The organism is Domibacillus robiginosus (genome assembly GCF_000966195.1).
GTDB classification, from domain to species: Bacteria; Bacillota; Bacilli; order Bacillales; family Domibacillaceae; genus Domibacillus; species Domibacillus robiginosus.
Genome location: NZ_LAHL01000055.1, coordinates 22,619 through 31,670 on the forward strand (window position 1 = coordinate 22,619; position 9,052 = coordinate 31,670).

The window sequence follows — 9,052 nt, forward strand, 5'->3', positions numbered from 1 at the left end:
AAAGAGCCGATAAGTGGTGTTGAAGATCAATCAGCCAGGGACTGGATAGACATTTTCTCTTTTTTAAAAAGAAAAATACAACCTTATTCCCTTTATACACTTTTGGCGCCGCCGATCTATCCTATTCATGTGCTCGGTTATAAAACCAGATATTGTTACAACCGTGATAATCATCCCAAATCGGAATCTCATTCGTTTCTCCTTCTCCCCTCTTTATTATTTCAAAAAAACAATTAAGAATAACCTTATTTAAATTAGCGACGGTCTTGTCTTCTGTCAATTAGTAATTTTGTCACGATAAAAGAATCCTATTTTTGGCAGAGGAGTTGTTTATCATTTATTTGATCTTTTATTGGCATCAACAGCTTTTCAAAATATAAAGCACAATCAATCAAATTGGAAATTAAATGGTCAGAAGAAATGAAAGAAGCCACAAAAAAACTGCCCCGGCGCAGGTCCGATTGAGCAGCTTTATTTTCGTATAAAAAAAGCTGCTCAATCGCAGCCGTCTTTTTTTAATCCTTCCAATAATCGAGCAGCGGTCCCTTTTCTCCAAAAACCGGATCTGTTTCTGCCCTAGGCACCTGCTTTATTTCCATAAGTGCTTCGGCCTGTGAGCCTGGATCCTGCTTTTTTACATTGGGGCTCCGTCCATCCGGATATGCGCCGACTACTAGAAAATCCGAACTTTGATTGAGCCGTTTATGGCCTGTCCCGGCTGGAAGTACGATAACGTCACCTGTTTTAAGCTCAATTTGCTTACCCTGCTCTCCACCGATCTGCACCACGGCTGTGCCCGCTCTTACCCCAAGCACTTCATGTGTGTTAGTGTGGTAATGGTGGTAATCGAAAATCCCATTTATCCAGCTGTTCGTCCAGCCATGCCGATTAAACGCCAGCTCAATGTTTTCCGGCGCATGAACAAACGCCTGCTGGTAAATAATGATCGGCAATTTTTCGTTATTAGGTATTTCGCCATCAGCCCTGCATTGGAAAGTAACGATATTCGTTTGCATATAGAAACGCTCCTTTATACGTGTATAACCTTTTTTCATGTTATACCCTTTCGTAAAGCGTCTACTCTCGAGTTATGAAAAAGACGGCTGCACGACGCGAATGGCGTCCTGTCCTACACATTTTTTCCCTTCACCAAAGCAAAGCTTTGTTTGAAAATAATAACGGCTTTCGTTTAACTGCTCGGGCAGCTGAAATGAAAATGGGATATGTTTGGATGCATTCGGCGGAATATGCTCCGACATAAAAATCATAATTGCATCTGCAGCAGGTGCCTCATTGCTCCCCGTTAATAAATCACATTCAAGCCGGCTTAATTTTTGCTCAAACAAACCGCCTTTTATCAAAAATGAACCCGTCACTTTTTCGCCGGGCATAAATTCATTTTTATCCAGCAACAAGTCGATATGCGGTGAACTGATACGGCCTTTTACCTGGCTCATTAGCTTATTCAACATACCTCGCTGTTTCCCTCCATTGCTCGTAAATAAAGATTGGCGTAACCGCCTGATAAACACGTACTATACGCCGGTTTTGTCCATTTGTAAAGGGGTGTGGAAAAATTTATATTGTTAAAATATTGTAAACGTTTTATTAAGAAAAGGATCCGTAGAAAAGCCTCATTATCCAGTATTTTTTCAACATAAAAAACAAGCACCTGCCGCAAGCTAAACACAAAAGAGAAAGGAGTGGACAGGATGGAAAAACCACAGCATACAGGTCAGCGAATTCAGGAAACAACAGATGCATTAATGAAACAGGGTGTGCCGCCGCGTGCTGCTGCTTTCGCTGCTTCTATGGGTTTTTTACGTCAGCTGCAGCGTTCTAAAAGCGGTCGTTAACAAGCTCCGGTAGTAAAGTTCCTTTTGTCACCATCAATATGAGCTCTTATCTGGAAATGTATACCGCAGGAACTTGTGTTTCGAATGGTTGTTAATAATGGAAAAAAACTCTTTACACTTTTGGTGAATAAATGTTTGTTTGCAGTCAGCCACTGTCCCGCCGCGATGGATTCTGCATGTATACGAAAGCTTTAAATCCTCCGGCGGGCATTATGTTTCCATCCATAAAGTTTCGCTATACTGCAATGACTGCTTTGCACATGAGGAAATCCGCAAGAATCAGACAGCAAAAATCTATTCATTACCTTCATGTCACTTCCAGGTGGTAAATCAGTCATCGGTCCACTTTATTCAACAGAAACGATTTGAATTTTTTCCTTACACAGAGATATAGTAGCGCGTCCAGTTTACTTAGCGACTTTAGACCTCAAATGTAAACAGCACTTCCCAGACAAAGCAATTTAACGATTGTTAACTGGAATACTTTCAAAATTAAAATGCTTCCGTTTTAAGTCTGAGAATTTACTTCCATAGCTAGCTTTATAAAAGACTTTTTATTAATCTATTAATTATGTAAAAAACAGCTTTAACACCGTTCGGCTCTGGCAAACGGTGTTAGGCTTGGATATGTTTTTGCTACAGGGCGTACACAGCAGCCAGGCAGGTTCATTTATCCGACGGCTGCTTCTTAAAAAATCGTTTATATTCCTTTTGCACATTGGGATGTGGAAGGGTTTTAAGCAATACATTTTTCGGTCTCCTCGTCATTTGTTACGCGTTTTTCCGGAAGGTTCTTGCTTCTCCATATACGGCGCATTTCGAGCAAACACTTCTTTTTCGATTGCGCTGATTCACCTGAAACAGCGGCTCTCCTTTTGTTTTACAAAGGGCACATTTTGATTTCCCCAATCGGTCCACCACATGATACGTAATCGACTGTAAGTATGTAAGGTTGCTCGTTTTCACAATAACCATCCTCCTTTTTTAATTAATTTCGCTAGAATACAAGATTTCCCTGTAAGAATCGTTCATCAAATCCCGACAAAAAGCGCAACCATAAGGGACAGACGTTCCTTTTTCTGTCTTTTTTTGTCCTCTTGTTTCTACGGCTTCTTATTTCTTTTGAAAATAAACTTTGTTTAGAGGATTTCTCTCTTTTAAAAGCGAACCACTAATGTATGCGGCCGTTCATAGCGCTTCCTCCAACACAGCCAGCAAATCCGTCACCGCAGCAGCATTGCCCTTTTCTTGATAATCAGATCTCCGAGAAATTCTATTCACTCCCATAAAACAACGGTAGTTATGACAACAATCCAGGCAATATTTTTTCGCCTGCTCCTAACAAGCTGTCATGCCAGTAAAGGTTTTAAACATGCTTTAAAAAACATAAAATAGAATACCCCCCCGATAAATAGTCAGGGAAGTACAGAATACTTCCTAAAACAGCACAAAAAAGCCGATATAATAACTTACAATAATGGGCATAATCAATGGTAATTTTAAAAAAGCAGTAAAAGCGTAAAACGACTGACCACTATCTGCCAAACACTGCTGGTCCATTCGGATACTTGTGAGGCACCCTCTTAAATGTGCAAGCTGATGTCATTGGTAGCATTCGAAAGATACTTTTTAGAATCATCCCTTTTTCTTAACCGTAACTGCCATGTTCAAGAACGTTTAAGCCAAACTTTACTTTAGCTAGCCTGGTATTTTTTAAAGTGAAAGATAGATTTCTTTATAAAGAACTGTATAATGAAATTAATTCTCCATAAAGAACAAGAGGAGGGATTGTTCGCCGTGAGACAATGTATAGACGATACATTTTTCGTGCACCACTTTAAAAATGAATTAAAGCCTATTTTATTTGGTCATCGTGAAGTGGTTTTTGTCTGCATCGGCACGGACCGGTCTGCTGGTGACAGCTATGGCCCTTTTGTCGGTTTTAAATTGAAGCAAACCTTTTCTCTCCGTAAATATACACATGTTTTCATTTACGGCTGCCTTGATTACCCGGTTCATGCTCAAAATTTAGCTCAAACCGTTGAGCAAATTAAGGAACAGCATAAAAACCCACTCATCATTGCCATTGATGCTTGCCTCGGTGCCGCTGCCAGTATCGGTACAGTCGTTTTAGAGGAAGGGGCCCTGAAGCCCGGGGCAGGTGTGCAAAAAAATCTACCGCCAATCGGTGACTACCACATTTCTGGTATTGTGAATGTAGGCGGCTTCTTGCCCATTCAAGTGCTTCAGGGAACACGCCTTTCACTTGTATATAAAATGGCCAATAAAACGGCGGATTTTATTATACGGGCGCTTGTAGAGCTGGAATATGAAAAAAAGCAAGCTTCTTTACCTTCTCACAAAAAAAGGTGTGTATAACAGGCGCCTCAGGCTGCCCGCAAATGCTCGCTTTGGGCTTCACTTGCCGGCTGTGAATGCTCACGCCCCTGAAAAGGTCACGCAGTTTTTCAGCCGGCCGCGTTTCTGGAAAGCAAAACGTTTTTAATCAGCCTGCTTTCTAACTGTGTTTGCACGCCCGAGTCGTCTTTTTTAGCGAAAACGCTGAATCTCATCCGGGTCATCTGCTTTTTGATCTGTAAGAATCCCCATTTGCTTAATATGCTGCTTTGCGGCATGATCGCCCATCATATAAATCAAAGAATACAAAATCTTTTGCGAAGCATCGTAACGGTCGTTTTGCGGATCATGATGATATTCTAAATAAGGAATATGAGCACGAACAAATGCGTCCACATCTGCCCCGTACTTATCATCCATTACTGCTTTTAATACCTCCGCTTCCTTTTGTGTGGCATGAATCACAAAGCTGGGGCTGTCCATTGGCTCAGGCAGGATACTTTCACTGTTTAAATCTACATAATAGGTCTGCTTTTCCAGTTCCATCTTGATCATCTCCCGCTTTTTTCTTATCTTCTACCCGGTCTAAACATAAAAAAAACAGCGGCCAGGCTGTCCGCAAATGCTCACTTTCAGCGTCACTTGCCGGCTGTGAATGCTCATGACCCCGAAAAGGTCAATCCGTTTTTCAGCCGGCCGCGTTCCTTGAAAGCCAAACTTTTTCAATCAGCCTGCTTTCTATCTTTGTCTATCCCCTCAACAGCTACTATCGTCTCTGTTCATTTCAAAAAGTAATATTTTCTTAATCTGCATACAGAAAACAATGTTTTATCAGAAGGCGCTATATTTATTTCTTCATTTTCATGTTTTGTTGACTGCTAAAAGGGAACCCGAAAAGAAACACAATCTTTTACAGGAGGCATACATATGAAAAAAACGATTTTTATCACAGGCGCAGGAACAGGGCTTGGGCGCGGTGCGGCGATCGGTCTGGCAGAGGCGGGGCACCGTGTAATTGCGACAACTGAAATTACAGCACAAAAAACAGACCTCCTTCAAGAAGTTCAAGAACGCGGGCTTGATATAGATGTATTCAAGCTTGATATTACAAATCCGCGCGATGTGGCTCAAATCGCGCGGTACGACTTTGATATTTTTGTCGCCAATGCAGCAATCAATGAAGGCGGACCACTCGCAGAAGTACCTATGGACCGATTCAGAGCGCTGTTTGAAGTAAACGTATTTGCTACACTTGAAACCGTTCAAATTGCAGCCCAAAAACTGGTCAAACAGGGCAAGGGCAAAATTGTATTTATGAGTTCGATGGCTGGTATTTCAGCTACACCTTATGTAGGACCTTATACGGCCACCAAGCATGCGATTGAAGGCATCGCCCAGACCATGCAGGCGGAATTAAAGGAATTTGGTGTACAGGTGGCGACCATTAACCCTGGCGCTTATGCTACTGGCTTTAATGACCGCAGTGCGGAAGAAAAATGGAAATGGTTTGATGAGGAAACACATTTCACCCGAAAAGAAGATATGAAACAGCAGGAAAAAGCGCTGGAGAATCAATTCGACCCGGCAGATATGATTGCCAAAATGGTAAACATTATCCCAGCGGATCATCATAAATTTCGGACTGTTCACCCACAGGAAACGGAAGAACAGTTGCAAAAAACGGAACGAGAACGCTGGGAAATGGACATTTAAAAAAAAACAAAGAAGCGGACTTTTTCCGCTTCTTTGTTGTGAAATTTTTTCTTAGCGGGAAAGGGTTGTTTTTTCCTCGCCTGGACGGGTAACATAAACATATCCATTATGGAAACAAAGGAGTGCGTAACAATGGTCATTAAACAAAGCCAGGGTATCCAGCTGCACGATTTTAATAACCTGACAAAATCGCTCAGCTTTAATATGTACGATATTTGCTGGACCAAAACAAAAGAAGAACGAAAAGCGTACATTGAATATATCGATGAACAATACAACGCAGACAGGCTCACGGAAATTTTAAAAAAAGTAACTGATATTATCGGTGCTCATGTGTTAAACATTGCGAAGCAGGATTACATTCCGCAGGGCGCAAGTGTCACGATGCTCATCTCAGAAGGACCGGTTCATCCGGATTCGCGCGGCGAATCACAGGACGAGTCACCAGGTCCCCTGCCTGACACGGTCGTGATGGCACTTGATAAAAGCCATATTACCGTTCATACGTATCCGGAGTATCACCCAAATGAAGGAATCTCTACATTCCGGGCCGATATTGATGTGTCCACCTGCGGTGAAATCTCTCCGCTGAAAGCACTTAACTATCTTATTCATTCATTTGATACAGACATTATGACAATGGATTACCGTGTACGCGGCTTTACCCGTGATATTAACGGCAATAAGCTTTTTATTGATCACGATATTAATTCCATTCAAAACTACATTCCGAAAGATGTAAAAGATCTGTATCATATGATTGACGTGAACATTTATCAGGAAAATATTTTCCATACAAAATGCAAGCTGCGCGAATTCGACCTTGATAACTATTTGTTCGGCCATACGAAAAACGATTTAGACAAAGACGAAATTAAAAATATTACCGAAAAGCTCCACCATGAAATGGATGAAATTTTTTACGGAAAAAATATCGTCCGCGATGCAAATATTGAATCTGAATAAAACAGCCCGGTCCTCCTTATAAAGGAGGGCCTTCAGTGTGTGTAGAACAAAGTCTTTCGCTTTTAAACAAGAGCCGATAAATGAAGACTGCGGGGGTCTACCGACTCACTGCACTTCCCACAGGAGGCTTCATCCGGCAGGCTTCACCAGGTGGTTTTGAAGATCAATCAGCAGAGGACTGGATAGACATTTTTCTTTTTTTTAAAAGAAAAATACCACCTTATTCGCTCTATACATACTTGGTACAAGCCACTTGGAGGCGGGAGGCCAGCGCAGACTCCTATGGGACAAGCGGGACAGGTGAGATCGGCTTTGCCGCGAAGCAGTAAAGACGAATTCAGCGCCTGCCCCATGGAAAGTAGAGCTGCCCGAACGCCGCTGATCTATCCCATTCATGTGACGGTTATCAATTATGTGTCTACAGTCTGCAGTCCTCCTGATAAAGGAAGGCCTTTTTAGCGTTACCGCTTCATTCGTTTAAAGTATCGGTAAATGCGATCGAGCTTTTTTTCCTGATTTCCATTCCTCTTCTCCATATTGCCGAACTCAAAAAACGTTACCCGTTTAATACCGACAAAGCCAAAAAGGGCCCTTTTCATCAGTATCTGATGCGCATTATTGAGCCAAAACCGGGGATAATGTGCCGGCCCTTTCATCGTCGATACACAAACAGCCGACTTTCCTGCCAAAAGACCTTCCGGGAAAAGTCCAGCTCCGTCACGATACGCAAAGTTTGCTGCAAACATTTGATCAATAAAGCCAAGCAGCATGGCCGGCGGTCTTCCCCACCAAATAGGGTAAACAAACACAAGCTTATCTGCCCAGATGATCAGCTCTCTATAGGAAGCCAGGTCAGGATCCTTATGCATATCCCGTCGCCGCTTCGTTTCATTAAATAGTAAAGCTGGATGAAAGTTTTCTTTATACAAGTCGATCACTTTCGCTTCATGCACTTGATTATTCTCACTGCAGCCGTCGATCACCCTTTGCAAAAAAGCGCCATTTAAGCTTTTATGGTGAGGATACGTATAAATCACCAATACATTCAAGGCACCGCCCCCCTTATTTATCATTTGATAACTAAATCATATAAGGAGGTTAAATGGTTGTCAATTGATAATTGTTTTTTGATAATCAATTTGATATCGTACCGATATGAGGTGAAAACAATGACCCGCGACCCATTATTCGAGCACTTTGTTTCTTTTATTGCCTCAGTCCACCGCGTTCAGCACGATCTGACAAAAGATGCAAGGCCTGATGAGCTGACACCTCTTCAGTACAGCATCCTTGAGCACATTGCCGTCAGCCGCCAGCCTCTTACACCGAGCGATATCAGCTCATGTTTTCATATCTCCATGCCGAATACGAGCCGTGAACTCAAAAAACTCACTGAGCAAGGGCTGATTAAAAGAAGAGAAAGCGAAGAAGACCGCAGAAAACAGTTTGTTCACTTATCAGCGGAAGGACGAGCCATGATGGATGAAGTGTTTAAGCAAATTCACGCACGATTTTTGGAACGGATTGGAGACATATCAAACGACAAAGTAGATACGATCGCGCATGCGCTTGACGTTCTTCAGAAATATGTCTTTTATGAATAAAAAACTTTTTGGCCGGACCTCCTGCTGCGAAGCGGCTGCATCATTTGCCAGCACATCGAAGCATATTTTTATGTTTGATTTCTCTCCAAATGGGGCAACCAAATAAGGAATACCGAAAGGAGAGAGATGTTACATGGCAGACTTAAATCGAAATGAAATTCCAGAAACGCAAGGTCAAGTAGAAGAAAAAGTACAGTCAATGGGGCAGGATAAAAAAGAAGATATTCTGGCAAGCTTTGACACCTTTAAAAATTACCTTGGCGAAAAAGTGGAAAAAGGCGAAAAGCTGGGCATGAATGAGGAGCAGCTCGCCAAAACAGCTCAAAAAGTAGCTGATTATCTTGCTGCTCATGAAGAACCGCGTAATCGTGAAGAAAAGCTGCTTCAGGAGCTCTGGAAAGTCGGAGACAAGGACCAGCAGCATCAACTGGCTCATTTGCTCGTCAGACTCGTACAGCAGTAAACAGCCGTTCATTTGTCGAATGCATGAAACAGCTCAATCAATCTCTAGAGGTACTATTCACAACATTCTTTTGGACAACACAAAAAGGACTG

General features: G+C 42.1%; 12 protein-coding genes. 7 read left to right on the forward strand and 5 right to left on the reverse strand.

Annotated features, from left to right (window positions below; translation table 11 throughout):
- Window positions 1–515: 515 nt before the first annotated feature.
- Both VP97_RS20085 and VP97_RS20090 read right to left on the reverse strand, forming a co-directional pair.
- The gene (locus tag VP97_RS20085) at window positions 516–1,016 is read right to left on the reverse strand and encodes a cupin domain-containing protein (RefSeq protein WP_050183942.1); all 501 of its coding nucleotides are present in this window, start codon (window positions 1,014–1,016) and stop codon (window positions 516–518) included.
- Window positions 1,017–1,088: 72 nt separating this feature from the next.
- Window positions 1,089–1,472: a sporulation protein gene (locus VP97_RS20090; protein ID WP_050183943.1), complete on the reverse strand. Its 384-nt coding sequence runs from the start codon at window positions 1,470–1,472 to the stop codon at window positions 1,089–1,091.
- A gap of 240 nt (window positions 1,473–1,712) precedes the next feature.
- On the opposite strand from VP97_RS20090, the gene VP97_RS24300 reads away from it, so the two are divergent.
- Complete coding sequence (locus VP97_RS24300) at window positions 1,713–1,856, forward strand: hypothetical protein (RefSeq protein WP_172656823.1); 144 nt, start codon at window positions 1,713–1,715, stop codon at window positions 1,854–1,856.
- 771 nt (window positions 1,857–2,627) lie between these two features.
- On the opposite strand, the gene VP97_RS20095 is transcribed toward VP97_RS24300, so the two are convergent.
- Window positions 2,628–2,822 (reverse strand): hypothetical protein, encoded by a 195-nt coding sequence (locus VP97_RS20095; RefSeq protein WP_156153578.1) that lies wholly within the window; start codon window positions 2,820–2,822, stop codon window positions 2,628–2,630.
- Window positions 2,823–3,653: 831 nt separating this feature from the next.
- On the opposite strand from VP97_RS20095, the gene yyaC reads away from it, so the two are divergent.
- Complete coding sequence (gene yyaC / locus VP97_RS20100) at window positions 3,654–4,235, forward strand: spore protease YyaC (RefSeq protein WP_050183945.1); 582 nt, start codon at window positions 3,654–3,656, stop codon at window positions 4,233–4,235.
- A 171-nt stretch (window positions 4,236–4,406) separates the two neighbouring features.
- On the opposite strand, the gene VP97_RS20105 is transcribed toward yyaC, so the two are convergent.
- Window positions 4,407–4,760: a hypothetical protein gene (locus VP97_RS20105; protein WP_050183946.1), complete on the reverse strand. Its 354-nt coding sequence runs from the start codon at window positions 4,758–4,760 to the stop codon at window positions 4,407–4,409.
- Between the two features lie 381 nt (window positions 4,761–5,141).
- Here VP97_RS20105 and VP97_RS20110 point away from each other — a divergent pair, with 381 nt between their 5' ends.
- From VP97_RS20110 to VP97_RS20120, 3 genes are all read left to right on the forward strand, one after another.
- Complete coding sequence (locus VP97_RS20110; RefSeq protein ID WP_050183947.1) at window positions 5,142–5,927, forward strand: SDR family oxidoreductase; 786 nt, start codon at window positions 5,142–5,144, stop codon at window positions 5,925–5,927.
- Between the two features lie 132 nt (window positions 5,928–6,059).
- A complete protein-coding gene (gene speD / locus VP97_RS20115; RefSeq protein WP_050183948.1) occupies window positions 6,060–6,893 on the forward strand; it encodes an adenosylmethionine decarboxylase in 834 nt (277 codons plus the stop codon).
- 80 nt (window positions 6,894–6,973) lie between these two features.
- On the forward strand, window positions 6,974–7,222 hold the full coding sequence (locus VP97_RS20120; RefSeq protein ID WP_050183949.1) for a hypothetical protein: 249 nt from the start codon (window positions 6,974–6,976) through the stop codon (window positions 7,220–7,222).
- A gap of 132 nt (window positions 7,223–7,354) precedes the next feature.
- Here the strand turns inward: VP97_RS20120 and VP97_RS20125 are convergent, their stop codons facing one another.
- Window positions 7,355–7,942: an NAD(P)H-dependent oxidoreductase gene (locus VP97_RS20125; RefSeq protein ID WP_156153579.1), complete on the reverse strand. Its 588-nt coding sequence runs from the start codon at window positions 7,940–7,942 to the stop codon at window positions 7,355–7,357.
- Between the two features lie 120 nt (window positions 7,943–8,062).
- Here VP97_RS20125 and VP97_RS20130 point away from each other — a divergent pair, with 120 nt between their 5' ends.
- Together VP97_RS20130 and VP97_RS20135 are read left to right on the forward strand one after the other, a co-directional pair.
- Entirely contained in the window at window positions 8,063–8,497 is a 435-nt protein-coding gene (locus VP97_RS20130) for a MarR family winged helix-turn-helix transcriptional regulator (protein ID WP_050183951.1), read from the forward strand.
- Window positions 8,498–8,696: 199 nt separating this feature from the next.
- Window positions 8,697–8,960: a DUF3243 domain-containing protein gene (locus tag VP97_RS20135; RefSeq protein ID WP_425388504.1), complete on the forward strand. Its 264-nt coding sequence runs from the start codon at window positions 8,697–8,699 to the stop codon at window positions 8,958–8,960.
- Window positions 8,961–9,052: the final 92 nt, after the last annotated feature.